This window comes from Pseudomonas sp. KH_021 (assembly GCF_057838865.1).
The window spans coordinates 2,905,915-2,930,978 of record NZ_CM174477.1; the positions used below are offsets into that span (position 1 = coordinate 2,905,915).

19 protein-coding genes and 1 pseudogene are annotated in these 25,064 nt (G+C 57.7%); 11 read left to right on the forward strand and 9 right to left on the reverse strand.

Features of this window, described 5'->3' with window-relative positions:
- Positions 1-320: 320 nt before the first annotated feature.
- The 3 genes and pseudogenes from AC3IX4_RS13490 to AC3IX4_RS13500 all read left to right on the forward strand — a co-directional run.
- A pseudogene (locus tag AC3IX4_RS13490) lies at positions 321-431 on the forward strand (cupin); the annotation flags it as partial.
- A 37-nt stretch (positions 432-468) separates the two neighbouring features.
- Positions 469-813, forward strand: a complete 345-nt coding sequence (locus AC3IX4_RS13495; protein ID WP_489261000.1) for a hypothetical protein — start codon at positions 469-471, stop codon at positions 811-813.
- Between the two features lie 87 nt (positions 814-900).
- Complete coding sequence (locus AC3IX4_RS13500) at positions 901-1,926, forward strand: hypothetical protein (RefSeq protein WP_489261001.1); 1,026 nt, start codon at positions 901-903, stop codon at positions 1,924-1,926.
- A gap of 7 nt (positions 1,927-1,933) precedes the next feature.
- Here the strand turns inward: AC3IX4_RS13500 and AC3IX4_RS13505 are convergent, their stop codons facing one another.
- Genes AC3IX4_RS13505 through AC3IX4_RS13520 form a run of 4 tightly spaced genes read right to left on the reverse strand, consistent with a single transcriptional unit; the run spans position 1,934 to position 5,436 of the window.
- A complete protein-coding gene (locus AC3IX4_RS13505) occupies positions 1,934-2,542 on the reverse strand; it encodes a PqiC family protein (RefSeq protein WP_489261281.1) in 609 nt (202 codons plus the stop codon).
- A 5-nt stretch (positions 2,543-2,547) separates the two neighbouring features.
- Positions 2,548-4,221 (reverse strand): PqiB family protein, encoded by a 1,674-nt coding sequence (locus tag AC3IX4_RS13510; RefSeq protein WP_489261002.1) that lies wholly within the window; start codon positions 4,219-4,221, stop codon positions 2,548-2,550.
- The gene (locus AC3IX4_RS13515; RefSeq protein WP_489261003.1) at positions 4,214-4,828 is read right to left on the reverse strand and encodes a paraquat-inducible protein A; all 615 of its coding nucleotides are present in this window, start codon (positions 4,826-4,828) and stop codon (positions 4,214-4,216) included. Before AC3IX4_RS13515 ends, AC3IX4_RS13510 begins: the two co-directional genes overlap by 8 nt.
- Positions 4,825-5,436: a paraquat-inducible protein A gene (locus AC3IX4_RS13520; RefSeq protein WP_489261004.1), complete on the reverse strand. Its 612-nt coding sequence runs from the start codon at positions 5,434-5,436 to the stop codon at positions 4,825-4,827. The genes AC3IX4_RS13515 and AC3IX4_RS13520 overlap by 4 nt, the downstream gene beginning before the upstream one ends.
- A 197-nt stretch (positions 5,437-5,633) precedes the next feature.
- Between AC3IX4_RS13520 and AC3IX4_RS13525 the strand changes: the two genes are divergently transcribed.
- Positions 5,634-6,485, forward strand: a complete 852-nt coding sequence (locus AC3IX4_RS13525; RefSeq protein ID WP_489261005.1) for a CAP domain-containing protein — start codon at positions 5,634-5,636, stop codon at positions 6,483-6,485.
- A 95-nt stretch (positions 6,486-6,580) separates the two neighbouring features.
- On the opposite strand, the gene AC3IX4_RS13530 is transcribed toward AC3IX4_RS13525, so the two are convergent.
- From AC3IX4_RS13530 to AC3IX4_RS13550, 5 genes are all read right to left on the reverse strand, one after another.
- Positions 6,581-7,471, reverse strand: coding sequence for a phytanoyl-CoA dioxygenase family protein (locus tag AC3IX4_RS13530; RefSeq protein WP_489261006.1), 891 nt, complete (start codon positions 7,469-7,471; stop codon positions 6,581-6,583).
- Positions 7,472-7,536: 65 nt separating this feature from the next.
- Positions 7,537-8,772: a glycosyltransferase gene (locus AC3IX4_RS13535; protein ID WP_489261007.1), complete on the reverse strand. Its 1,236-nt coding sequence runs from the start codon at positions 8,770-8,772 to the stop codon at positions 7,537-7,539.
- 195 nt (positions 8,773-8,967) lie between these two features.
- Positions 8,968-9,216 carry a DUF6137 domain-containing protein gene (locus tag AC3IX4_RS13540; RefSeq protein ID WP_489261008.1) on the reverse strand — a complete coding sequence of 83 codons (249 nt, stop codon included), beginning with the start codon at positions 9,214-9,216 and terminating at the stop codon, positions 8,968-8,970.
- Positions 9,217-9,242: 26 nt separating this feature from the next.
- Positions 9,243-10,856 carry a GMC oxidoreductase gene (locus tag AC3IX4_RS13545; RefSeq protein WP_489261009.1) on the reverse strand — a complete coding sequence of 538 codons (1,614 nt, stop codon included), beginning with the start codon at positions 10,854-10,856 and terminating at the stop codon, positions 9,243-9,245.
- Positions 10,857-11,223: 367 nt separating this feature from the next.
- On the reverse strand, positions 11,224-12,297 hold the full coding sequence (locus tag AC3IX4_RS13550; RefSeq protein WP_489256972.1) for an IS630 family transposase: 1,074 nt from the start codon (positions 12,295-12,297) through the stop codon (positions 11,224-11,226).
- A gap of 467 nt (positions 12,298-12,764) precedes the next feature.
- Here AC3IX4_RS13550 and AC3IX4_RS13555 point away from each other — a divergent pair, with 467 nt between their 5' ends.
- From AC3IX4_RS13555 to AC3IX4_RS13585, 7 genes are all read left to right on the forward strand, one after another.
- Complete coding sequence (locus AC3IX4_RS13555) at positions 12,765-13,907, forward strand: 2-deoxy-scyllo-inosose synthase (protein WP_489261010.1); 1,143 nt, start codon at positions 12,765-12,767, stop codon at positions 13,905-13,907.
- Between the two features lie 105 nt (positions 13,908-14,012).
- Positions 14,013-15,863: a hypothetical protein gene (locus AC3IX4_RS13560; RefSeq protein WP_489261011.1), complete on the forward strand. Its 1,851-nt coding sequence runs from the start codon at positions 14,013-14,015 to the stop codon at positions 15,861-15,863.
- Position 15,864: 1 nt separating this feature from the next.
- Positions 15,865-17,112 carry an aminotransferase class III-fold pyridoxal phosphate-dependent enzyme gene (locus AC3IX4_RS13565; protein WP_489261012.1) on the forward strand — a complete coding sequence of 416 codons (1,248 nt, stop codon included), beginning with the start codon at positions 15,865-15,867 and terminating at the stop codon, positions 17,110-17,112.
- A 23-nt stretch (positions 17,113-17,135) separates the two neighbouring features.
- Positions 17,136-17,846, forward strand: a complete 711-nt coding sequence (locus AC3IX4_RS13570) for a PIG-L deacetylase family protein (protein WP_489261013.1) — start codon at positions 17,136-17,138, stop codon at positions 17,844-17,846.
- A gap of 97 nt (positions 17,847-17,943) precedes the next feature.
- Positions 17,944-19,218 (forward strand): DegT/DnrJ/EryC1/StrS aminotransferase family protein, encoded by a 1,275-nt coding sequence (locus AC3IX4_RS13575; protein ID WP_489261014.1) that lies wholly within the window; start codon positions 17,944-17,946, stop codon positions 19,216-19,218.
- Positions 19,219-19,328: 110 nt separating this feature from the next.
- The gene (locus tag AC3IX4_RS13580; protein WP_489261015.1) at positions 19,329-21,161 is read left to right on the forward strand and encodes an ABC transporter ATP-binding protein; all 1,833 of its coding nucleotides are present in this window, start codon (positions 19,329-19,331) and stop codon (positions 21,159-21,161) included.
- Between the two features lie 118 nt (positions 21,162-21,279).
- Complete coding sequence (locus AC3IX4_RS13585; RefSeq protein ID WP_489261016.1) at positions 21,280-24,996, forward strand: hypothetical protein; 3,717 nt, start codon at positions 21,280-21,282, stop codon at positions 24,994-24,996.
- Positions 24,997-25,064: the final 68 nt, after the last annotated feature.

Genomic DNA, 25,064 nt, shown 5'->3' on the forward strand with positions numbered 1-25,064 from the left:
TTTTGTGGTTTCGGGCGGATTGCGCGTGGCTGACAACTCCACTCTCACAGGCCATGGCACGTTGCAACCAATGTGGGAGCCGGCTTTAGCCGGCGATGCGCCGCGCGGGCGGCGCTCGATCTCAAGAACAAAGGAAAAACCAAGGCGGGCACCTCGTGGGGCTCATGCGATCTGTTGGCAGGCACCCTGCGTTCACCCTGTGAATGACGGGAGGAAGGCCGTATCAAGGCCTCCAGGCGCTTGCCTTGGGTTTTGCGCTGTTGCGTAAATCGAGCGCCGCCCGCGCGGCGCATTCGCCGGCTAAAGCCGGCTCCCACATCTATGGGCCGGGAGTGGGCTGGCCCGAGGACAGGAACACCACGCACTGGCTTGAGAACAGAGGAACGATTCCGGCGGTGGAGATATCGGTTGATATTGCCAGGCAAGACTAGGCTATGCAGGGACGATGCACCGATCAGGAGCCTGGCCATGAAGAAGATCTGGCGGCAGTACTTGAACCTGCTGGACAAGGACTTGAACGCCAAGGTGTTCGATAACATCAAGAACTTGTTGGTGTGTGCTTTTCTATTCGCCGCAGGCACCAGCGCCCTGAGAGGCGAGCTTCCGGTTTTTATCGGTTTTTTGGGCGCACACGTCGTTGGGTGGGCGCTGATTGTCATATCCGCTGTACTGATGGTGCTGAATATCAGCGATGGCCTGCATCAGGTGGCCAAGCTGCGTTATCACGTGCTGTTGCAGCTCGTTTTGTCGGCTTTCTATCTGGTGATTGCGTTGCGGGTGGTGGAGATTGTCTGGAATTTTCGCATCGAATGACGATGGTCGCCTGCCTTCAATGGCCGCAATGCCTGCGACCTATACTCAGAGATAACCGCAAAGCACCCTCGCCAGGAAGTCGAATTCGTGAACCTGCGCTCGCTGATGATCGCCCTGATGGTGGTATTGGCAGGCTGCGCCACGCCTGTGCGCACGCCGCAGGTGATTGCGCCCGTGGTGGTCTCCCCGCACACCTGGCAGCAAATAGACCGGGAAATCATCGGCGCATCCCAACAAGCCACCGAACAGGCCAAGGTATACGCCCGTGGCTCCATGGAGCACTGGCGCACGCGGGTTTATCAGCAAACCGAGGAGAAGTTCATTCCTTGGTTCAGCGGCTATTGGACTCAGGAATGGATCTCGATGAAGGTCAATTGGTACAGCCTCAATGCCAACGGCGAGGAGGACGCAGCGGCCAAGCGCCTGGCGGCGTATCTGTTGGAGGAATATCAGGAGCAAGTGCTGGCGCCCGTGGCCGTGGAGATCGACCCTGACGCCATTCTGGGCCAGGCCACGGCCTATTACGTGCAGACCCTGGGCCAACAATTACAGGTGATCGCCAAGCGCCATGGTGTGCCCATGGCGCAACTTAACGGCCGAATCCAGAAAATCCCGGCGATTGCCTTGGGGCCACCGCCCGCCCGTGACGCGTCGCTGTATCAGGTGGTGAGCACCGAAGCGCTGGCAACGCTGCCGGCCTATGCCGCGCTGATCGACAAAATCCATACGGCAGGCGGCGCAAAGGGTATTGCTTCGACCGATGCAGGCATGGGGCCGGTGGCCAAGCGTGCCAGTAAACGGATCGAGGCTGAAATGGCGCCCCGGGGCGCAGCCAGTGCGGTGGCAGCGGTGGCCGGCAAGATCGCCGGGGCGTTGATTTCAGTGGGGGTGGCAGGGGTGCGGGCAATCATCCAGGCCAACGACCGGCCCGACAGCGAGGCGCTGATACGCAGCAGCTTGGGGAATTCTTTCGACAAAGCCTGGTTGAAACTGGTGCAGAACCCGCAATCCGGGGTGATGGCCGGCACCTTGTACATCGCAGGACAGGTCGAAGGCAGCCTGGCCACGACCGAGCCGACGACGCTCGGCTTGGACACCGTGCCTGCGCCTTGAGCCCCCTTCACGGGCAGCCAGTGCCTGGCTGCCTGGACCAGTTGCCAGCGGTACTGGCGATAATGCTCGCCAGTTGTCCGATGGCCTGTTGATGGGCCTGCACCACATCCGCCACTTGAGCGCCCGCCGCTTGGCGGATGACGCTGCTGCAGGTCAGGTTGCGGGTTTTGATACCGTCGCCGCGCAGCCGAAGGTTCCAGACCACGTCGTTCAGGGCGTATTGCCCCTGCACCGAATCGAAGCGACGCACGTCGGCCTGCACCGAAAGGATGGGCACACCCGCGCGTTTGGCAAAGCCCGCCAGGTCGCGGGTGCCCAGCTTGAGCTCAAGCTGGTGGGCCAGGGCGTCATGGAACTCATCGGCCAGCGGTGCGCTCCAGCGTTCGGTTTCCAGTAGCGCCAGGTCACCACTGGACTGACGGATGACCACCTGGGGCTGGTCTGCCTGGACAGGGATACGTACCGGCTGCATCTCGAACTGAAAGCCTGGCCCGGTGGTCGGCGGCGGTGCGGGCGAGTCAGTGGCAGTGGGCATCAGGGTGTAGTAATGCGTGGGTGCCGAGTTACAGGCGGCAAGGCCCAGTGTGGCGACGATGGCCATCGTCCTTAGCGTCATCGTGTTCATTGCGGGTCAACCTCGCGAGAAGAGGAGGGCGGCGATTGATAGCTGTCTGGCTTATTGTCTTGGATGCGCCCACGAATCAGCGCCTCGGGATGGCGGCTGAGGAAGTCAGTCAACACCCGTACCGAGCGGGCAGTGCGCTTGATTTCCTCCATGGTCTGGCCCAGCTCCTGACGTTGCGGCGAGTCTTCGGCGACGCTGTCATTGGCCGAAGCCAGGGTCTTGCGAGTGTCGACCAGGGTATTGCGCAATTGAGGGAGCACGGCGCCATTGACCTGTTTGAGGGTTTTCTGCATCTCGACAAGGTTGCCGTTGAGGTTGCTGGCGATCTGCTCTAGCGGCAATCGGCTGAGCTTGTCGACCATGCCCTGCAGTTGCTCCTGAAGTTTATCCAGGCTACCCGGCACGGTCGGAACTTCCACAGGCCTTGCGCTGACATCAAAGACAACCGGCTTGGCCGTGGGGTCGAAGTCCAGCGCGATATAGAGTTGGCCGGTCAAAAGATTGCCAGTCCGTGCCTGGGCCCTGAGGCCGCGGGCGATCAGTTCGGCCATCACTTGTACCGACTGCGCTTCGTCATCGGCTTTGAAAGTTTCCTGCATCTTGCGATGAGCCTTGCCCAGGCGGCTGGGATAAATCACGGCGCCAATCACGGTCGGAAATGTCTTGTTGACCTCGTCGTAGTCCAGGTCAATCGAAACTATCCGCCCCAGGTTGATCCCATGAAACTCCACCGGGGCGTTGACCACCAAGCCGCGCAAGGGTTGGTTGAAACGCATGCGAATGTACCGGGGCGGGCCATCCGCAGGCGCCATGGCGGTCTCGCGATCATTGAACAGCGTGAACTGGGTGAGTTCCTCGGCCAATTGCGGGTTGGGGCTGTAATTGGGTTCGACGAAGGCCACGCCGCCGGCCAGAATCGATGACACCGATTGGGTATCAATCTTCATCCCCTCGGCGCTGAGGCTCAGATCGACGCCGCTGGCATTCCAGAAACGGGTATCGCGGGTTACGAATTGGTCGTTGGGCGCATGGACGAAGATCTGTACTTCGACACCTTTACCGTCTTCTGTGAGTTCGTAGGAGACCACCTCACCGACCGGGATGCGCCGGTAGTAGACGCTGGAACCGATATCCAGCGAGCCCAGGTTGTCGGTGCGCAAGGTGTAGCGCGTGCCTTTTTGGCCGTAAGTGATGGGCGGCGGGGTTTCCAGCCCGACAAATTCCTTGCGGGTCTTGGTCGAAGCACCGGCGTCGGCGCCGATAAACGAGCCGGACAGCAGCGTGTCGATCCCGGACACGCCGCCTGCACCGATGCGCGGGCGCACCACCCAGAAGCGTGAGTCTTCAGAGGCAAAGGACTTGGCTGAACCCTCCAGGGCGATCGTGGCGGTGATAAGGCTGCGGTCCTCTGCCAAGGCAATGTCGGTCACCTTGCCGATCACCACGTTCTTGTATTTGACTTGGGTCTTGTTGATTTCCAGGCCCTCGGCGGTCAGGAAACTCACCTTGATTTGCGGCCCGGCTTGCCTGGCGTTGTGGATCACCATCGACAAGCCGACCAAGGCCGCGACAATCGGCACCAACCAGACCAGCGAGACGTTGAAACGCCTGCGCTTGACCTCCGGCGCGCCGGGAGAGGAGGTTGTGTTAGAGCTTGGGTGATCAGCCATTTTCTTCCTCTGCGTCCCAGATAAGCCTTGGATCGAACGACATGGCGGCCAGCATGGTGAGGACCACCACCAGGCCAAAAAACAAGATGCCCACGCGCGGCTCGATGGTGCTCAGCGAGCGAAATTGCACCAGGGCGGCGATCAGGGCCACCACCAGCACGTCCAGCATCGACCAATAGCCGATCACTTCCACCAGCCGGTACAGTTTGGCCCGCTCGCGCATGGCCCAGCGGCTGCGGCGTTGGCAGGTAATCAGCAGGGTCGCCAACACCAGGAACTTCATGCACGGCACGGCCACGCTTGCGATGAAAATGATCAGTGCCAGGTCCCATTCACCGGCGTGCCAGAACTCCATGATCCCGCTGAGGATGGTGTTCTCGCTGCCGCTGCCGAAAATATTGGTGAACATCACCGGCATCACGTTGGCAGGGATATAGAAGATCAGGCTGCCCAGCAGCAGTGCCCAGGTTCGCGCCAGGCTATTGGGCTTGCGCCGATGCAAGGGGGCATCACAGCGCGAGCAATAGTGATCGCTGTCCGGGCAGACCTGCTCGCAGGTGTGGCACAACACCAGGTTCAGCTCCCGGGCATAGGGCGGCATGCTCATGACATGACCTCCTCGAGGTCATCCCAGAGCCTTCGAATACCTTTGCCGGAGATCAGGATAATCAGCACGGTGAGCATGGCCAACGCCCATAACCCGAGCCCCGGATGCACATCGAGCATGCCCGCAAGCTTGACGATGGCGACCAGAATCCCCAGAAGGCAAACCTCAAGCATGCTCCAGGGCCGCAGCTGGTCCAGGGTTCGCATGCACAGCTTGAAGCCCGGCGCGGCGCGGTGCGCCAAGGCAAAACTCAGCACCCAGCACAGCAGGATGATTTGCAGCATGGGCGCCAGAATGATCGTCAACCCCGCGATCGCCGCCATGACGCTGATCTCCCCTTGAGCCAGCGCTTCGACAGACTCCAATAAAGTCGCCTGATTACTCAGGCCCTGCAGGCTGATGGTGATCACAGGAAAGGCATTGGCGAGGATAAACAGCAACGCCGCACCGATGGACAATGCCAGCAGCTGCTGGATACTGAGCCCACCACCACGATCCAGGATGGCCGCGCAGCGTATGCAACGCGCGGTCTGGCCTTTGGCCAGAGGGACGGCCTGATACACCGAGTCGCAGTGTTCGCAGATGATCCAGGCGTTGGGAGCGGTCATAGGCTCGAGGACGCTCAGTGAATGGGCTGACGGGCTCAAGCATAGACGTTGTGGGCGGCAGAGCGAGATAGACCGCAGATTCAACATAGAAGTGCGAGCAGGCCTGATTCCAGGCAATTGAGAAGGCCGGTCGAACCTCACGACGTTAGATCAGTCTTTAATGCAGATGGAAACTATTAAAGCCAGGGGAGATTTACATGCGCGTTATTTCAACCGCAGTGCAAGGAGCGGCGCTGTCAGTGGGGCTTTTGATGGCAAGCATTGCCTCGGCCAGCGAGGAATCCCAGTTGGTCGACTCGATCAACAGCTATCGCAGCCAGGCCCAGCGCTGCGGTGGCCAGGCTTCGTTGGAGTTGCCGCCGCTCAAGCCCGATGCGCGGTTGGTATTGCAGGCCGGCACCCAGGTTGATCTGCAGCAGGCGCTGGCGCGGGCGGCTTACCCGATGGCTAATGTGCAAGCCATTACCCTTTCTGGCCCACGGGATGCCCAGGCAGCGGTGAAAGCGGTGCAGGAAAGTTTCTGCCAGGTGGTGCTCGACCCGCAATTTATCGATATCGGTGTGAGTCGTATCGAACGCGATTGGCGAATCGTGCTGGCACGGCCGTTATTGGCCGCGAAGCTGGGCGATGCCCAGAGTGAAGGGCAAAAAATCCTGGCTGAGGTCAACAGTGCGCGTGGGCAGGCGCGCCAGTGTGGCGGCCAGCCATTTACCGCTGCAGCCCCCCTGGCTTGGAATGCCACGCTGGGTTCGACCGCACTTGAGCATTCCCGGGCCATGGCCAACAACAACTACTTCGACCACAAGGATCGGGACGGGCGCATGCCAGGCGATCGGGCGGAGCTGGCGGGGTATGCCGGGCAGCAGGTGGGCGAGAATATTGCGGCAGGGCAAGATACCGTGCGCAAGGTAGTGGATGGCTGGCTGGCCAGCCCCGGGCATTGCGCCAATATCATGAACCCGCAATTCAAGGAGTTGGGGGCGGCATATGCCGTCGATCCCAAGAGTGATGCCGGGATTTACTGGACGGCAATGTTTGGGGAGCAGTAACCGCCGGGAGTGTCTACCGATGCGCGCCGAAACGCCGCGCATCGCGGTAAACGCAAGGGCTCAGGCCTCGACTCCCACCGCTTTCCAAACAATTCTCAATCGAATTTGACTTCCCGCAGGAAAGACCTGCGATCCTCGCTCTGCTCGGCCTTCTGCATCAATTCGGCGCCCACTAGTTTGCCAGGTTGACTCCGACCCAATACAGTCATCGGATCCTCGAACCCGTGGACGTAGCCTAGGGCGAACGCTCCGCACTGATAACCCATAAGACGCAGCAGTTCGTCCGGCAGCGTACGGGCAATTTCCAGCGGACAGGACAGAAACTGGTTTTCCTCTTGCCGAAGCCAGCCGAGCGCATAAGTCAGGTTGATAGCCGACCGGACTCTGTCGGAGCGATTGGCTCCGCCGCCGTGGTAAACCTTTCCGTCGTAGACGAGCACCGATCCCTTTTCCATCTCTGCAGGAAAGCTGGCCGAAATTTCAAACTCGATGCTGCGTCCCGCTTGGTGACTGCCGGGTACGATGCGTGTGGCGCCCATCTCCACGGAGTAGTCGGTCATGGCCCATAGTGTGTTGCATTGCACGTGATAGTCGTGGGGAAAGGGGAACATGTCCCAGGCCACCTCGTCTTGGTGGAGGGTCTGTGATCCTGCCCCCGGATGAATGGACACGACCTGCGTGCAATGGATTTGAAACGTCGTAGCGTGCGAGAGAAAGCACTGTGTAGTATCGAGAATTGTAGGATTGAGAATTAATTCACGCACCCCTGCCGATCGCGCAATAAGGCCGCCGGTGCGTTTAGTTCGTTTACCGAGAATGCCGTCGGGTCCGAAGGGCGTCACCGCCGTGTAGGGTTCGAGCTCTTCGGCGATGCGATCCATAGCGGTACCGGGCACCAGTTTGTCAATGATGGCATAGCCGTGCTCGCGCAAGCACTGCACTACTTCTGATGCTGAAACGGTGTTGGGAAGGTGAATCAGCGACATAGAGAATCTTCCGTGGCGGGTAGTTTTCCGTTGGCCAAGCCGTTATCGATGCTGCGTGGGGGGACTCATGGTCTGACAGGTTTCGTAGAGTCGAAGAGCGCCAACCGGTATAGATTTAGGATTCGGGCGCCCATTGCGGAAGGGGTATACCGTTGCTCAATGTAGGCACGCAACCGAGCCGGATCGATACTCTGAGAGTGGCGCCCGGCCAGCACCGCATTGACTCGTGCAATCAGCGCGGGTGTATTCTCCGGCTCGATCAGCAGGTCGGGAGTAATGCCGTGTAGAATTTCTGGAAGGCCGCCAACGGCAAAAGCCACTACCGGGACACCAGTGGCCAGAGCTTCAATGCTGACACCCCCGAACTCTTCATATGCTGACGGCATCACGATCAGACGGCAGGCCGCCATCGCCAGCGGTACTTCGTGATTGGGGATGAAGCCCGTAACCGTCACCCAGTCCTGCAGTCCGGCTTCGCCAATGGCGTGCTGCAGCCGATCCCGTTGTGTCCCGTCGCCGACGATCAGTAAGTCGCACTCTTGCTCGCGAAGTGCTTGAGCGAGTGGGATGAGATGCTGCCATCCCTTTTCTTTCGCGATGCGGCCGACAAAGCCTACCGTTTGCCGCCGTAGATTATGACGTTTGCGGAACGCAGTTACACTTTCTTGCGGAGGCGGCGCGAATTGTGTGGTGTCGACCACGTCGGGAACGATCGCGACATGACGAGCATCGAGTGTGAGTTTGGAAGCGGTTCGTTGGGTCAGGGCGATTACCGCGAAGGCCGTGCCCACGGCCTTGCGCTCCAGCCACTGGGCCAGACGATGCTGAAGCATGTCAATCCGGGAGTGCGGCGTGTAAACCGCGAGGCGAGAGCAGTGCACCGTCAGGATCAACGGGCGTCGTAGCAATCGAGGCGCTAAACAGGCCACCAGCAGCGCCGGAATTTGTCCGTCGAGGTGCGTGTGAATGATATCGAAATCATATTTACGCCCTTTTTGGAGCAAAGCAGACAGTGTTGCCACGGCCCACGACTGCGTCAGCCCTATCAAACCGCTGAATTCGGACCGTATCCGTGGGATGGGTAGTAGCATGCGCTCCACCCACAGAAACGGATGCAACTGACGCAGCTTGGGCAGCCCGGGAAAACCAATCGTCATGACATGTTGATGGACACCCTCCTGAGCGAGCCAAACTGCTTGTCGCCAGGTCTGAACCTGCATACCTCCTACCGAGTCGTACGCCGCTGGCCAAGAGTCAGTATCTGGATGATGGAAAAAGGGCGTCAACTTCAAGATTTTCATACGAGTCAGGCCTTTGTTAAATGCATTATGGCCGAGGGCAGTCCGAGAGTGCAGAGGTGGGCGGACGATGAGCGCGCCCGTAGCGACTGCCCGGCGAGCCGCGTAAGCAATACATCATGCGACGTCCTCAGCCATTCAGATGGTCTGAGGTTAGGCCGCGCCTCAGGACACACGACGAGTCCGATCACGTATCGGTCAGGTGACGATGTCGTCTATTAGCCTTGCATGCAGCACACGCATCAACGCGTCGATGGAGATCGAACGTTCGGCCGAAGTCAACATACTGATCTGGATGTCGAGGGTCGCTTCCAGCCGGCTAAAGACCTGCTCCCAATCACGTGTATTCAATTCAACCCTCTCGAGGGGCGTAATGTCTTTAGGGGTTTCGCCGGTCACATTGCAGATCGTGTGAATGACGAGTTGGCGAATGAAGTGGGGTGTCATGAGTGTGACTACCTTTTGATTGAACTTCAGTTAGCGAAGGGCTGCAGTGCTCGCGAGGCGAACACATGACCCGTTGCGTCGCGGGCGATTTGGCGAGCAATTCTCAAAGCATTGGCTTGGATCGTCAGAGTGGGATTCACTCCACCGGGGTAGGGCATGTAGCTACCGTCCACAACGTAGACGTTATCTAGCGAATGGAGCTTGCCATCCCGATCCACCACGGACGTTCGCGGATCGTCACCCGCGCGGCAGGTGCCGTGTAGGTGAGTGCTGCCCATTGCGAAGTTCGAGGCTTCATGCCGGATATCCCGCGCGCCGGCGGCCTTCAGCCAGTCGGCTGAGCGCTCCACCATATAAGCTAGGCGTGCCAGATCCTGTGGATTCGTCGTGTAGTCGATCATCAAGCGCGGCAGGCCCCAGGAGTCCGTACTACCGGAGAGACGGACCCGATTCCCGAGAGACGGATGGTCAGCAAGAACGGTTTCTACACGTAATACCAGACCATCGCCCTGCAGATGGCTCCAGTCGTCGTGCTTGGCTTCATAGATCAGCCCGCCGACACCGGTCGGACAGCGCTCGTCCAGATAATGATCAAGCGTGCAGACCGTCGAAAACGGACCCCGATAACCTATTGGATGGTCATCGATTCGTTGCCGGTCTACATGCACCACGCCCTGCGAATACTCACTGAGTTTCATGCAAAGACCCCGACCGACTAGATCGTGCTCATTGCCAAGCCCCCGTGGTGCATAAGGTGTGATCGAGCGCAGCAGCAGCGCGGCCGTTTGAATTGCATTGCAGGCCAGCACAAAACGGTGCCCACGGATGGAGCGAATCTGACCAGTTGCGGTGTCCATGCACCGTACCGCGCTGGCGCGATTGCACTTTTCCTGCGTTAGTGCAATGGCCTTCACTCCGGTCAGCAGCAGCAGGTTGGGCATATCAGCCAAGGGGCCGAGCAGGGCATTCACTACATCGCGCTTGGCGCCGCGCGTGCACTGTGCGGTGATACATAAGGAGCATTGGTCGCAGCGGTTGCGGTCGATCGCGACAGGCGTCGGGCGGGGGGATAGGCCGAGCCGGAGCGCTCCTTCCCAAAGATGCTCCGCGGGTAGGCTCAGCGTATTTGGAGCTTGTCTTCGCCTACACTCGAATCCAGCGTGGTCGATGGAAAGAATCGACTCTATCTCATGGTAAAAAGGAGCGAGATCAGAAGCGCAGATGGGCCATTTCACCGGTAATCCCTCGACACGGATACGCTCGCTGGGATCGAAATCGAATTCGGTATACCGAAACGAGGCTCCGCCGTAGAAGACCGTCCCACCACCAAGATTACGCGTACTCCATGGCCATCCGCGCGGACTCCATCCTTGCTCGGAATTGCCAGCCAACGCGTGCTCAGCATGCGCGTCAACGTCCGCATTCTTCGCACTGGCCTTGAGTCGCACTCCTTCCTCCAGCAAGAGGGTGCGAAGTCCGGCTCGAACGAAAGTGTCTGCAGTAACCGCACCAGCAGCCCCGCTACCAATGATGACCACATCGAAAGGATCATCTAACAAGGTGTTTGACCGCAGCCCACACATATGGGACGTTCCGAGCGGACGGTTTTCGACGTATTGCTCTAATGAATCAGTCATCATTATGGATCATCCTCTGACGTAGTTACATGGAGGCGTACAGCGAAGATCTCTCGCAATTCCCATCGAGTGAATTATTCGCTATTTATAGTGAGTCAGCTGTAGGCGTACATTGCGATTGTTTACGCCGGAGAACAACTGATGCCTTTGGGTAAGGCGCGCCACTTCATATAATTTGACTCACCGTAGCAGAAAATCGCAGTGCGGGAAATTTCAAATTGTAAATTTGATTTTTCTATATACCTAGGGAGGCGCTGATTAATTCAAAATCGCGCAATTGCCACCCTTATAAATCAAGGCTTCCCGGGCACCTTTGTTGCGAAAAATTGAATTATTCAGCGCCTCCCTAGTGTGCTGTTTTAGAAATAATTTACCTGCGAGCCTGTGAGGCCATCGCCTCACGGGCTCGCTGTATCTTGTTCAAGATATCTTCTCCCTTGGCATTCCAAACGTAGCGGGTGGGCTGCGCATTTCGCAGGGCCAGGAACGTGGTAATCGAGCTCTCCAATTCGCGAACCGAGCTGAAACTGCCCTCGCGCAAATACACCGTGATGTCGCGAAAGAAGCGCTCAACCATGTTCATCCACGAGCTGGAGGTCGGGGTGAAATGCATGTGGAAGCGTTTGTGCTTCTCAAGCCACGCCTTCACTTTCGGGTGTTTGTGCGTGGCGTAATTGTCCACGATCAGATGCAACTGAAGATGCTTGGGCGTTTCGCGATTGATCTTTTTGAGAAATTCCAGCCACTCCTGATGCCGGTGTTGGCGCTCGATGCAACTGATCAAACGCCCCTGAAGATAATCCAGCGCCGTGAACAAGGTGACGGTGCCATGGCGGATATAATCGTGCGACTGCGTACGGATATGACCGATCCCCAGAGGCAGACCAGGCTGCGTTCGCTCCAGGGCTTGAACTTGGCTTTTCTCATCGCAGCAGAGCACCAACGCCTTGTCTGGCGGGTCGAGATACAGCCCGATCACATCCCAAAACTTCTCTTCGAAATGCGGATCATTGGACAGTTTGAAGGTCCGGGTCAGGTGCGGTTTCAGGTCATTGGCGGCCCAAAGTCTGTGCACGCTGGTGGCCGAGATCCCAGCGACTCGCGCCATGCTCCGACAGCTCCATCGAGGCTCACCGATTCGCGGCTGAGTCACCTGTTCAAGGACACGACGCACGGCGTCAGCCGGCAAGGACATTTTGCGCCCACGCCCCGGCTTGTCGAGCAAACCGTCCAATCGAAGCGTTTGAAAACGCTGGCACCAACAGGTGATTGTGGGAAGTGAAAAACCAGTCAAGCGAGCGATCTCTATCCGCGAACAACCTTGGGCTGCCAGCAGGATTACTCGGGCGCGACGGCCGTCGCGCTGACTGATGGTGGCCGAGCGAACTCGGCGGCTCAGTTCGGCCTGTTCTTCTGGGCTGAGGATAATTTCTTGGGCGTTCACTTGCGTTCCCCCGAGCGCTGAATGACAGAGGAAGTGTAGCCAAGACTCAAGAAAAGTTATTTATAAAACAGCACACTAGAAGGAAGTATCTTTCCTAAAATCTTGTGGGAATCTTCTTTTTCAATGTGCGTGGGACTTTCTTGGCATTACATATGCTTCGGCTGCATAAAATTGTAACGCACTAACTGCGCTTGTTGACGGTCCCGAAAATTCACTATATTCATGCTTTCAGTGTTTGCGCTTTGTTTGGCGAAGCGCATATGAGGAGAGGGCTGTGGTTTGTTTGTTAAGCTTGGTTTTTCTTGTGTGTAACGCATTTGTTGCGCGGATATAATTGGTGTGTGGGCGTATCGTGGTGTCATATGTGTTGTGGCTGGGCAAAGTAAAATTCAATGGCCGTGTTGACTGGTGCGGTAGCGCTGAGTGTCATGTTGCTATCAATGCGTTGGGATATCTGAGAGAGACTTATGCGTAACGTGAGACTTCAATTTGAAGATGAGTGTTATCCGGTATGGATTGGCGTTCGATGCCTGGATGAAATCGTATCGAATTTGCGTGAACTCAACGCCTCAAGCTATCACGTGATTACCGATAAAACAGTCAGTCACTTGCATGCGGGCATATTGTGTGAGGAGCTTTCTACTCAAGCTCTTGCTAGCCTTTGGGTCGTCGACGATGGCGAATCATTCAAATCCTTGGGAACTGTCGAGTATTTTGCCCAAAAAATGGTGCAAGCTGACATCGACCGGGGCAGTGTGATCGTCGCCGTGGGTGGCGGGGTAATCGGAAATCTTGCGGGATTAATAGCCGCGTTGCTGTTTCGCGGCATTCGCTTCGTACATGTGCCGACGACATTGATTGCAGCAGCGGATTCAGTAGCTTCGCTGAAGCAGGCAGTGAATCTTGCTGTAGGCAAAAATCTACTGGGATGTTTCCATAAGCCCACAGCTGTTTTGATTGATATTGATTTTTTGCGGACGTTGCCGTCGACGCAAATCCGGTCCGGCATGTACGAAATCATCAAAAACGCATTGACCGTGGCCACCGAGAACATCCCGCTGCTCGAATGTGGATTGAAGCCGGACGCAAATTATTCCGATACGGAACTCATGGACATTGTCGTGGCAGGTTTGCTTGCAAAGCAAAAGTTGATGAAGGCCGACAAATGCGAGCGTAAAGAGGCCCTTGTGTTCGAGTATGGCCACACAGTCGGCCATGCAATCGAACTGGCCGCTGAGGGTCGAGTGCCGCATGGTGAAGCCGTCGGCCTCGGAATGATTGTGGCGGCGGAAGTTGCCAGTCGCTTAGGGCGGCTGAGCGAAGTTGATCGAAGTCTTCATCATCGGCTACTCAAACGTAACGGGTTGACGGTTCGGTTGCCGGCCGAAGTTACTATCGCCGCAGTAATGGCGCTGCTGCGCACGGACAACAAGCGTGGTTATGTCTGCGCTCGTCCTGAGCAGGTTGCCATGATCCTGCTTGATGGTCTAGGGGTTCCGGCCGGACCGGTTGGCAGACCTCTGATACTGGTCGACGCCTCGCTAATTCAGTCTTGTATTGAGGATTGCTTAATGGGGAACAAGGATATCGCCTGCGAGGAAAGTCGTTAGTGACAAGTGTACTTTTAATGCCCTGGCCCATGTCGGGCCAGTCGATCTCTAACTGCGTCCGTGTTTTGCGATCGACGCGCCCACGGATCTCGGTATGCGATAACTATGAACGAACTTATTGCTAACCAGCCTGCCCAGACGGGCCCTGTGGGACTGATGCGCATCGATATTGGGCGAGTACTGAGTTGCCTGCGTGCCGCAGCCGCCCCAGGAACCTTTGACCGATATCTTTTGGCCTGCGCCAGCGTGCAATTCTGGGCCGACCTGCTCGCTATCGAACACATTAACGGCGTGCTCGGAAATACGACAACGGAAGAACTCGAGGAGCAGCTTCGCCGCGCCGAATGCGAAGCAGATTGTGCCGCACAGGTGTTGCTGGGGCGGACAGCAGTAGCGTCCGAAGGCATTGATCACCTCGCTTCTGCGAGTGTTGCGCTCCATGTAAATCTATCGCCCGATTCCCTGAGCAAAGTGCTCCATCTTCCGATACCGGAGTGCTGTGGCTACGACCTTGCTGATCTCGCGTTGATTGCCAGCGACGTTGACCGATTGATTGCACAGGTACGCCTTGATCGGGCCTTCCTTATTGTCGGGATTCGGACAGGTGGAGCATATCTTGCTCCGCTCTGGAAGGCAGTGCTGACCGGATTGGGCGTCGCCGATGTGCATTGGTGTACGGTGCGGCCGCGAGAAGGACGCGCAACGTCTGATGGTTTGGAAACTGCTCGGGCCTGGTTGGAGCTCCGATCTGCCCCTGTGGTCGTGGTGGTGGATGATCGACCGGATACCGGGGCCACCATGGAGCGTGTAGCGGCGCGGTTGCGCGAGCCCGGCGTTGATCTATGGTTCTCGAGCGTCGGAAAGATTTGGCATGGTCCTGCGGCGCATCCGATGCCGTTACACCCATCGGCGTACGTAAAGTGCGACTCGCGTGCACCACGGCTCTGGGAATGCTTGCTACCTGATGCACAACCTGAATTCATCGCACGACTGCGGGACACAGCAGGCATACCCTCGCTCCCTGCCCAAGCGCGACTGCACTTCCGATGCCCACAAGGTGAGGTGCGTTACGGTCTCAGTCGGGCTTGGCTCCCATGGAATGACCCTCGAGTCCTGAGCGGGCTTCGGCCTTTGGTGAATCCACGCAAGACACCGGTCGAAATTCTTGGACCTGATGGGGATGCGCTGTTGCATCTTCGTTTTATTGGAGAAGGCGTGTTCGGTCGTGCGGAGTTCGAGCGCGTGCGAAAGATGGGCACCACGGGTGCAGCTTGGTTCGTTGACGGTTATGCCATTACGGTCGACATCGGGCCCACACGCTCATTTCAGGAGCAGTTTTATGCCGTGAGCCAGCCGAGACGAGCCGACTTGCTGCTTCAAGCGGCGAACAGGCTGACTGTCCCTGCATGCCAAACCATTGCCCATACGTACCACAGCCCTCTGGTAATGGCACTTGATCCGCGCTGGTCGGCAATGGCATCTACCATGCGAAAGCGCTGCGATTTCGATCCACTGCAGGAGATATCTGAGCCACTTCGCGCGTTTCTAGCGGAGCCGGTACCGTGGCCGGGTCGTGCGGGCAGAGCGTTCCGTTCGTCGCTGCGTTATAGCAGTGGTAGTTGGCATTGGCAGGTTGACCAAAACGGAAGGCTTCATCGTTTTCAACTGGAAGCGAATTGGGGCGACATCAGCTTTCCCGAGTTGGAACTGGCAGCTTTCATTCTGGAAAATCGCATGGCGATTGAAGACGCTTGGCAGCTCACATCATTGTGCGGTCTCGCCTGGTCGAGCGTCCGCGAGAGCTTGTCGCTTGCGGCGCTGATAATCGCCGAGTCTCGGGTACGTAGCGTGAGATTACCCAGCGACAGTGGACGCATCACCCTCTGCGAAGATTTCCGTCAATTGATCAGGACCACTTCCGAGTTGGCCGAGATCGATACACCTTCATGGAAATAACATGGACAGACCTCACCACATCGTAACCGACGTCTACACCGCACTGCCCAGGCTGCGCGCTGTTAGTTCCACTGGCGCCACGGTGACGCTCTCAGACGGCAAGCAGTATATCGATCTGATGAATGGCAAAGGCAGCGTCACGCTCGGGCATCACCACCCAGCGGTGAATTCAGCAATTACGCGCCATTTACACAGCGGGCTGGCATCGGCGACCTGCTGGAGCAACCTGCATGAGACGCTCACAAACCGGATCATCGACGACGTCGGAATGGACGAAGCACGGCTTGCCCTGTTCAGCACGGGGACGGAGGCCTGTCGGGCCGCCGTTCAGGTCGCGCGGACATTCACGGGGCGGTACATCATTGCGAGTGCGGGTTATCACGGCTGGGGCGACTATTGGGACAACAGCGACAACCTGCTGGAAGCCAATGCGAGCGGAGTAATCGATTTCTACTTCGTTCCGGAACTACTGGAACAGTTCTTCGAGCGGCATCGCGGACAAACAGCTTTGGTGATCTTGTCGCCCGATTATGTCCACCTGCAACCGGATACGCTTCGTCGCCTGGCGCAGATTGCCAGGCATGAGGGGGTGCTGCTGTGCTGCGATGACGTCAAGCAAGGTTACCGCTCGGTGCGCGCATCCCAATTTCGAGAGACGGTCGGCTTCCATGCAGATCTGTATACCTTCGCTAAAGGATTGGCAAATGGCCATCGACTGTCGTGCCTGGTGGGCCGATCGGATGTGATGGCTGCGGCGAAGGAATTCACCTATACCGCCTATTTTGACACGATCCCGATCGTGGCGGCATTGGCCACACTGGACTACATGGACAGCCACAACGGTTACCAGCGACTGATCCATTGTGGAGCCACCCTAGCTGCGGAAATGCGTCATATCGTGCAACGCTGGGAGCTGCCGATCGAGATCTACGGCAATGGTCCAATGCTGCAAATCGTGGGTGCCAGCGAGGCCATGGATCAGGCCTTGTACGCGAATTGTGCCATTGCGGGCCTACTTCTATACGAAGGGGACAATCAAGCTGTCTCACTCGCGACCTGCGACGTACTTGACCAATTGCTTGAGCGTTTCGAGAAAGGACTCGCTGCCACTTCACAGGGATTCGAAAGTGGTGATCCCGCGACAATCAGCCGGCAGCGTCGCTTTCAGGCGGCCTTTCGCATGATAGACGGAGCCAGCGATTTCGTTCCTGTCGAGGAAGCGCTTCGTTGGATCAAGGAAGAGCGATGATCCCTCTATCCCTGGAGTCTCTGATGGGCAGGCGAATCCTGCTCCTATCACCGCACGCAGATGATGTCGCCTACTCCATCGGTGGCATCGTGGCGTGCCTTTCCACGCGAGCAGATCTCCGTCTTATGACTATCTTCGGCCATAGCGGATGGGCATTGCCGCAGGCTTCGTGCGAGAAAACCACAGATGCGATATCGGCAGAGCGAGAGCGAGAGGATCGTGCGTATTGTGCGCGCCGGCGGATCGATTACACCTCCCAGTCCTGTCCAGACAGCTATGTGATGGGATATGACGAAGAGACGGAGCTTAGGGTCGTCGCCACCGATGATCCGCGGACCGAGGGCGTCGTGAACTTGATCCGTGACGCAGTGGTGTGTCGGGTGCCTCAGGTGGTGCTTGCTCCGTGCGGCATTGGCGGGCATGTCGATCATCAGATCGTTCGATTTGCCGCAGATACGCTCGATAACGTCGAAGTCCTTTACTACGAGGACGTTCCCTACAGCTCAGGCTTGCCGCTCCCCGAACTCGAGAGACAGCTTGCCGTTCAAGGCCTAACACCTGCCATGACGACGGACATCGAAGTTGTATTGAAAAGTAAATGTGAGGACATGTGGGGTTACCGCTCACAGACCAGCGTATTCACTATTGCTGAGATGCTACTACATGCCAGCCGTATCGGCACCAACACCGGCACCGCACGATATGCGGAGCGTCTTTGGTGCCGCGCGAATTGAATTAGTTCTAACGAAAGAATTGATCCGGAACAATCGCTGGCCGGATCCCGTGTTTGTCTTGGACAAGGCAAATTAACCCTGATTGACGGAGGCATCCATGTTGGAAAAGCTAGCAATTTACGGAGGGGATACGGTTCACGATGGGAAATGGCCTAATTGGCCCCAGAGCACTGAAAACACCCGGCGAAATGTCAACGCCGTGTTGGGCAGCCACCGATGGTCCATCAGTGGCCAATATCGAGGGCAGCCGTCTTGGGAAGAGCATTTCGGACAGGCATTTGCCGTTTACACTGGAGCCGGGTTTTGCGTGCCGGCCTCGACAGGCACCGCCAGCTTGAGCATGGCGTTGGAGGCCTGTGAGGTCGGGGCGTACGACGAGGTGATCGTGCCGGGCGTGAGCTGGGTCGCATCAGCATCCGCGGTGCTCGGGATTAATGCTATCCCTGTTCTAACCGACGTGGAGCCTGAGACCGGTTGCCTTGATCCGGTGGCGCTTGAGCGAGCAATCACGCCGCGTACGCGAGCCATCACGGTGGTCCATCTCGGATCGGCGGTTGCCGACTTAGATCGCTTGGTCGCAATTGCCCAGGCGCACTCCATTCCTTTGATCGAAGATTGCGCCCAGGCACATGGCGCCCGATATGCAGGTCGGCATGTTGGCCGCTTCGGTGCGGCAGGTACCTTTTCGATGCAGCACAGCAAGCTGCTGACGAGCGGCGAAGGTGGGGCAGTGATTACTGAAAACGCGGGGCTCGCACGCCGCCTGGCGCACCTGCGGGCCGACGGCCGAACGCTCTCGGCACAGCTTCCTGGAATGGACGAGATGGCGCTGGTCGAAACTGCGGAGATCATGGGCAACAACCACTGTCTCTCGGAATTTCATGCCGCCATCTTGGTGGCGCAACTGGAGGAGTTGGACGAGCAAACAGCTCGTCGCCGCCGTAATGCCGCCGTTTTGGACAGATTTCTGGTTTCTCTTGGTTTCCTGCCACAGGCTACTGCCCCTAGGACCACGGAGCGGGCGTATTACACCTACGTGGTGCGGTTGCCGCAGTCGATTGTCGAGACGCAGGGCGCTGAGCGATTCGCTGCGGCGTTGGCTGCGGAAATCAGGTTGCCCTGCAAGACGATGTACAGCTCGCTTAATCAGAGTCGTCTCTATAAGCCCTTTTCACGAAACCGGTTCGAGCTGGGGCCTGCATTCACCCAAGCGGTCGATCCATCTCGTTATCAATTGCCTATAGCGCAAGACTTTTCCAAGTCCTGCATCGCTCTGCCTCATCGCATGTTGTTGGCCGATACAAGCGCGATGGAACATGTAGCTGCCGCCTTCGAAAAGGTAGCAAGGTTGATCGAGAACCTGCGTGCTTGAGCTGACGCTCGAACGGCGCATTTATCGCATTGTTTTGGTATATCAAGGCATTGCCCGCGATCCGAATAGGGCGTGTGGCATCAGTCGCAGGCTGCCAGTGAGGCTATATTTTGCTCAGCTTCTTTGAAAAACTGCTTTACCCGTTCCCTGCCAACGAGCCATCGCTGCCGCCCGAGGGTTTTTTCGCCTTTCTTTGGGCTTGCACGCAGGGTGTGCGCGGCAAGATCGCCGCAATGGCGGTACTTACGATGATAATGTCGGCGTTAGATGCGCTGCTGATTGCCATGCTCGGACGCATCGTCGATTGGCTCAGCGTCCAGGTCCCGTCGCTCCTGTGGGCCGAGCGCGGCGAGACGTTACTATGGCTGGTCGCCGTGATGGTGGCCAGCATCGCAATAGTGGCGCTGCAGACTGTCGTCAAGCATCAGACACTCACCGTCAACTTGCCCATGCGGCTTCGGTGGAACTTCCACAGGCTAATGCTGGGGCAGAGCCTGGCCTTCTATCAAAATGAATTCGCGGGTCGTATCACGGCCAAGGTGATGCAAACCTCACTCGCAGTGCGCGAAACCATTTTCGTGTTGGCCGACGTTATAGTTGCTATGACTGTATACGTGATTACCATGATCATCTTGGTTGGCGTGCTTGATCCGCAACTGGTATGGCCTTTCGTAATCTGGCTCGTACTCTACGTAGCCGCATTGGTCTATTTTGTACCTCGCCTTGGCAAGTTGGGCAAAGAGCAGGCGGACGCGCGTGCGCTGTTGACGGGACGTGTGACCGACGCCTATACCAACATTGCCACTGTCAAGCTGTTCTCTCACACGCAGCGTGAGGCAGGGTTCGCACATGAGGCGATGCGCGAATTCATGCGCACAGGCTATGGAGAGATGCGGCTAGTAAGCGCCTTTGAGATTGTCAACCATCTACTGAGCATTGGACTCACGATTGGCATGACAGGTACCGCGTTGTGGCTGTGGTCTCAAGATGCAGTGGGAGTGGGCGCCGTCGCCGCTGGCACCGCTATGGCGTTACGGCTGCAGGGCATGTCGCAATGGCTCATGTGGGAGATGACCAACCTATTCGAGAGCGTCGGCACAGTGCAGGACGGTATGAAGACGCTGTCGATCCCACCTGCTGTTCTCGATGCGCCTGACGCTGCTGAGCTCGCAGCAAAACGTGGTGAGGTACGCTTCGAACGAGTGAGCTTTCGTTACTCTGAAAACGCTCGCCGCGTGATCGATGATCTGGGACTCACCGTCAGGCCTGGTGAAAAGATTGGCTTGGTCGGCCGCTCGGGGGCCGGCAAGTCGACGCTATTGAACTTGCTGCTGCGCTTCCATGATCTAGAAAGCGGTCGCATTTTGATCGATGGGCAGAACATCGCACACGTTACGCAGGATTCGTTGCGCAGCCAAATCGGCATAGTCACGCAAGACATCTCGCTGCTGCATCGGTCGGTAGCCGACAACATTTCCTACGGCAAACCCGATGCGACGCCGGCGCAAATCGAGGCAGCTGCCCGGCGCGCAGAGGCACACACCTTTATCCAAAATCTCGGCGATGCGGGCAAGGGCTGCGGTTACGAGGCGCATGTGGGCGAGCGCGGCGTCAAACTCTCGGGGGGACAGCGTCAGCGTATCGCCATTGCGCGCGTAATGCTGAAGGACGCACCGATCCTGCTGCTCGACGAGGCGACCAGTGCACTTGATTCCGAAGTCGAAGGCGTAATCCAGCAAAGCCTTTATCGGTTAATGGAAGACAAGACCGTGATCGCGATCGCGCACCGGCTGTCCACTATCGCGGCGATGGACCGTTTGATCGTGCTTGATGAGGGCCGTGTTGTCGAACAGGGCGATCACAGGACGCTGCTTTCGCAAGGAGGTCTTTACGCGAGTTTGTGGGCTCACCAGAGTGGCGGATTCCTGGGTGATCCCAAATGAAAGAGCGCGGCGTATTGAAGACCCGGCTACATCGAAAGTCTATCGAGGTAGATACATATCGGTTGCTTACCCATTCCCATGCTGCATCTCCCCATTCATCGGATCTTGCGGGTAAACCATGACTACAGGCGAAGAAAAGCTCTACGGACCCAAGGTGGATCGACTTTTGCGCATTCAGAAGATCGAACCCTTGGCTAATCTTATCCTGCCCATCTTTCCAATCGCTCCATTGCCAACCGCCGTGACTGGGGGGCTGGAACATGCGGATGACGTAGTATCGATCTACGCAGCCGCTTTGGAGGCGACACTTGCGCAGCTGACGCAAAGCGTAGAGGACGTCTGTGGTCCAGGGCCTTGGATCGTGCGTAGCGCAGGCGACGAGGACCTGACGGATCATGTCAATGCCGGCGGCTACGAAAGCCTGATTTGTCCCGGCCCACAGGCACTTATGCAGTGCATTGCCGCTGTGGCCATGAGTGGATCGACCGAGCATGCCCGACGCCAGCTTGCACTTTCAGGGCGTTACAATCCTGTCGAGGCCATTCCATGCTTTGTGCAGCCGCTGCTGCAGATCGATGTCTGCGGCGATGTCGGTCACGATCATTCGCCGTATCTGGATGCGGTAGTTCTAGATCAGATGGAGTCGGTGTGTAACGAGCTGATGCAGACGTTTGACTTTGTAGCGATCGATTGCGAATGGGGGCTTGAGACGTCACTTGGCTTCGTGTCCGTGACCACCGTCATGCCCCGTAATCCACAACTGATGAACGTCGCGCATACGATCGGCTTCGGCTTCGCCAGCGCTCAGAATACCGGCTCGCTGGCGACGAGCCTGGTCTTGCGTCCGGCTTGCTCAGACCTCAGGCTCTGGCGCGGGCGTCAACTGCGTGCGACGACGGTGCGACAGTTGCATCTTCTGCAGGTGAGGCCGGCGTATCCTGATGATGCTTTTCGCGACCGTGATGTGTTGACCGATGCATGCCGTGAAGCGTTGATCGGGCGCTACGATCTCGTGGAAGCCAGTTTGTTGATGCTGGGTGAACAATCCTCGGGCCGTGCGTTAGTGGCACCGAATCTCATGAGCGCTTGGCGCCGGTATCTCGCGCTTAACTCGCGGGAGCAGACTGACGTGGCGGTTGTGATAGTGGACGAAGGCAGTGCGGAGGAACACGCGGGAATCATGTTCCGCCAGCAGAAAATCACCTGCGTCAAGATGGACACTCGACGCATGCCCGCCGGAGCAGACTGCGTTGTCTTTGACCGCGGCGCCTGCATTCTCGGCGACTCAAATATGCTGCGATCTATTCAGAGTGAACTTCGCCGAGAGTTGGTGTTGCCCGACGACTGCGCGCTTGTCTTCACCGATGAGGTCCTAGCGCCTGGCGGCGAGCTGGCGCTAGACTGCGTCGAAGTCCTTTCCAAGCTGCGTCGTCTGCCGGTCTCGAGAGAAGTCAAGGACCGGCTGATTGCATGCACCGAACAGCCGATGCAGGCAAGGTGGTTGCAGCGCGTCGACGGCGTAGTGGAGTCACCCTCTCTGCTCGCGGCAATCTGGCGGGCACAGAACCCAGGGTATGCCGACGAATGCTACGCGCTCACCGAATTTGCGAAGCACTACAAACGTGCCGTTCAGGTATCACAGGATGCGACGCAGCGCGAACTGCGCACACTGTTCGCGCTGTCGTCCGTGACGCGCATGCTGGTCGCGAGTGGTGACCTTAGAATCGTCATGGCACTGCTCGATTGTGAAGCGGCGACGTCTTGGGTACCGCCGCAAACATTGCGCCGCCTGCTCGATGCGGCCGCCTTTCAACTGACGGCGCTTCGGCACGACAACGCCGTGTTGGTTCTTGAAAGCGTGGCCTTCGTCAAGACGGAATGTGCACGACTACCGGTTTATGAGCTGGATGACACCGTCTCCTACCTCGGCGCATTGGCGCACGATCTTGAAGACGGCTTGTCTGTCGAGTCGATGGTATCCATCCGTTCATTGGATTTGCCGATCGCAAGTGGGATCCTGCTCACGCGGCAGGCTAGCAATAATCCTCCCGTCCTCGAGCCCGTGGAAGCGTTCCGGCAGTCAGTAACGTCATTTAGAGGCATTGTGTCGGGTGGCGATGCGACGACAATTCCACAGCAACTCAACGATATTTATTTGACGCTCCGGGGCTCGCTGCTTGAGGCAGGTCTGGAAAATGTCGCCGAGCAGATCAAAGGATCGCTAGTCGAAGCTTACGACGCTTCATTGAAAGGGCTGCTAGGACGCGCGGTGGAGGAGGGCGACGCAAGCAGCTACCGCCGCTACCTCGAAGTGATGCAAGGGTGGATCGAATTTCTAAGCATCGGATCGACGTCTGAGCGCGATGCCGCAGTGCTTCAGCGCTTTCAAATCTGGCTGCGTCAGTGGACTGATGAAGCGATCCCCGAGTCATTCGAGATACAGGACCGTAACTGGCAGTTTGAGTTTGACGCCATTGTGGTTTCCTGCGAAACACCGCAGCGGTATGAGAATCCGCACGTTCTACACAATCTCCTCCACCAATACTCCCTAGCGGGACTACAGCTTGATACGCGGGGACTACCACAGCGCGTGCAAGCGCTCGAACGCTTTTGCTCGACGTTTAGTAGCCGTTCGACGAAGGTTTTGCGTTTCGAGCGAGAGTTGCTCGAGATCCAGATTCCGATGGGAACGCACAAGGCGAGCTACGTGTTTACGCCGCGGCAGATTTCGGTTGAGTGGACGGAGCCGCCTGATTGCCCCGAGGGCGAAATCGCGCGGATCCTGGCGTTTGAGATATTCCTGGATCGATTCCGCACTTGGATGTTCCCAGCATTGACGATCCGGCGCGAGCAAGTGCTGGGTACCTGGACATTGTTCATTCGACTCAACACGCAAGAATCAGATCCCTGGGATTACGAGGATCTTAGGCACTTTGTGGTCGCCACGCGTTTGCTATTCGATGCCTCTTACGATTTCTCATATGTCCCAAACGGAGCCGTCGACGCCTTCGCCGAACATTTCGACGGGTTGGAATGGAAGGCGACGCTCACCACGCTAATACAGCATCGGGCGGTACTTGAGGACGCATCGCAGTATGTTGCCTTGCATGCCCTGCCGATGTCGTCGACGGTCGCCGCGATAGCGCGGAGCCGAGTCGTTCGTGGCCTGCTCTTACGTTGTCAGCGCAGGGGGTTCGATTATTGCCGGGGCTTAATCGACAGATATGCGAGCTGGCTGAATGCGGGGGGCGAGGACGATAGGCGGTGGTACGAACGCTATGAGTCGCTCCGACAGGCCAGCCTTTTGCTGGCGGCCAAGTGGCCAAGCAAAGCGCTTTCGGAACTGACCGAACGGGGCGTCTTCAATGTCGGCGATGACCTGGTCGCAGCCTGCCTTTTCAAACGCTTGGACGTGGTGGATGACCTCCGACAAGTCATGGCGACGGGGTCGTCAACGCTATCGGGAATGCCGGGGATGATCGTGCGGCATGCTCCCGAAATTGCTGTCGCGGGCCGTGGTGCCTCGTTCCTGGCTGAACAACTGGTCGGCACCGGAATTCGATTTCGACGTGCGAAACATTTTTTAGTCGCTCGATTTGGCGACCTTCTTGAGCAAGACACATTGGCGGCTCTGCTTCGGGGCCTGGATACGGTTCCATGGGGGCATACCGCCGACGCTGAGCAGGCCATCCACGCGCAGCTCTTGATTCGAGGGCCTGTCTGTCGATTTGAACTAGAAAAAGGCATCGATTGGACGACGTTAGATTCGTGGCCGACTCTTGTGCCATCGCGGCATAGGTATCTACACATCTCTGGGGCAGCGCGGCTCTTGTAGCCGCTGCCGAGGTACGAGGCTGCGATCGGCGGCGAAGCCGTCGTAAATTCAGGCCCTTCGGTGTGCCT

What these genes read in the sequence shown, in the direction of transcription:
- AC3IX4_RS13495 (WP_489261000.1), top strand. Translation starts at nt 469, where the DNA reads ATGAAGAAGATCTGGCGGCAGTACTTGAACCTGCTGGACAAGGACTTG.
- AC3IX4_RS13505 (WP_489261281.1), bottom strand. Translation starts at nt 2,542, where the DNA reads ATGACGCTAAGGACGATGGCCATCGTCGCCACACTGGGCCTTGCCGCC.
- AC3IX4_RS13510 (WP_489261002.1), bottom strand. Translation starts at nt 4,221, where the DNA reads ATGGCTGATCACCCAAGCTCTAACACAACCTCCTCTCCCGGCGCGCCG.
- AC3IX4_RS13515 (WP_489261003.1), bottom strand. Translation starts at nt 4,828, where the DNA reads ATGAGCATGCCGCCCTATGCCCGGGAGCTGAACCTGGTGTTGTGCCAC.
- AC3IX4_RS13520 (WP_489261004.1), bottom strand. Translation starts at nt 5,436, where the DNA reads ATGACCGCTCCCAACGCCTGGATCATCTGCGAACACTGCGACTCGGTG.
- AC3IX4_RS13525 (WP_489261005.1), top strand. Translation starts at nt 5,634, where the DNA reads ATGCGCGTTATTTCAACCGCAGTGCAAGGAGCGGCGCTGTCAGTGGGG.
- AC3IX4_RS13530 (WP_489261006.1), bottom strand. Translation starts at nt 7,471, where the DNA reads ATGTCGCTGATTCACCTTCCCAACACCGTTTCAGCATCAGAAGTAGTG.
- AC3IX4_RS13535 (WP_489261007.1), bottom strand. Translation starts at nt 8,772, where the DNA reads ATGAAAATCTTGAAGTTGACGCCCTTTTTCCATCATCCAGATACTGAC.
- AC3IX4_RS13540 (WP_489261008.1), bottom strand. Translation starts at nt 9,216, where the DNA reads ATGACACCCCACTTCATTCGCCAACTCGTCATTCACACGATCTGCAAT.
- AC3IX4_RS13545 (WP_489261009.1), bottom strand. Translation starts at nt 10,856, where the DNA reads ATGATGACTGATTCATTAGAGCAATACGTCGAAAACCGTCCGCTCGGA.
- AC3IX4_RS13555 (WP_489261010.1), top strand. Translation starts at nt 12,765, where the DNA reads ATGCGTAACGTGAGACTTCAATTTGAAGATGAGTGTTATCCGGTATGG.
- AC3IX4_RS13560 (WP_489261011.1), top strand. Translation starts at nt 14,013, where the DNA reads ATGAACGAACTTATTGCTAACCAGCCTGCCCAGACGGGCCCTGTGGGA.
- AC3IX4_RS13565 (WP_489261012.1), top strand. Translation starts at nt 15,865, where the DNA reads ATGGACAGACCTCACCACATCGTAACCGACGTCTACACCGCACTGCCC.
- AC3IX4_RS13570 (WP_489261013.1), top strand. Translation starts at nt 17,136, where the DNA reads ATGGGCAGGCGAATCCTGCTCCTATCACCGCACGCAGATGATGTCGCC.
- AC3IX4_RS13575 (WP_489261014.1), top strand. Translation starts at nt 17,944, where the DNA reads ATGTTGGAAAAGCTAGCAATTTACGGAGGGGATACGGTTCACGATGGG.
- AC3IX4_RS13585 (WP_489261016.1), top strand. Translation starts at nt 21,280, where the DNA reads ATGACTACAGGCGAAGAAAAGCTCTACGGACCCAAGGTGGATCGACTT.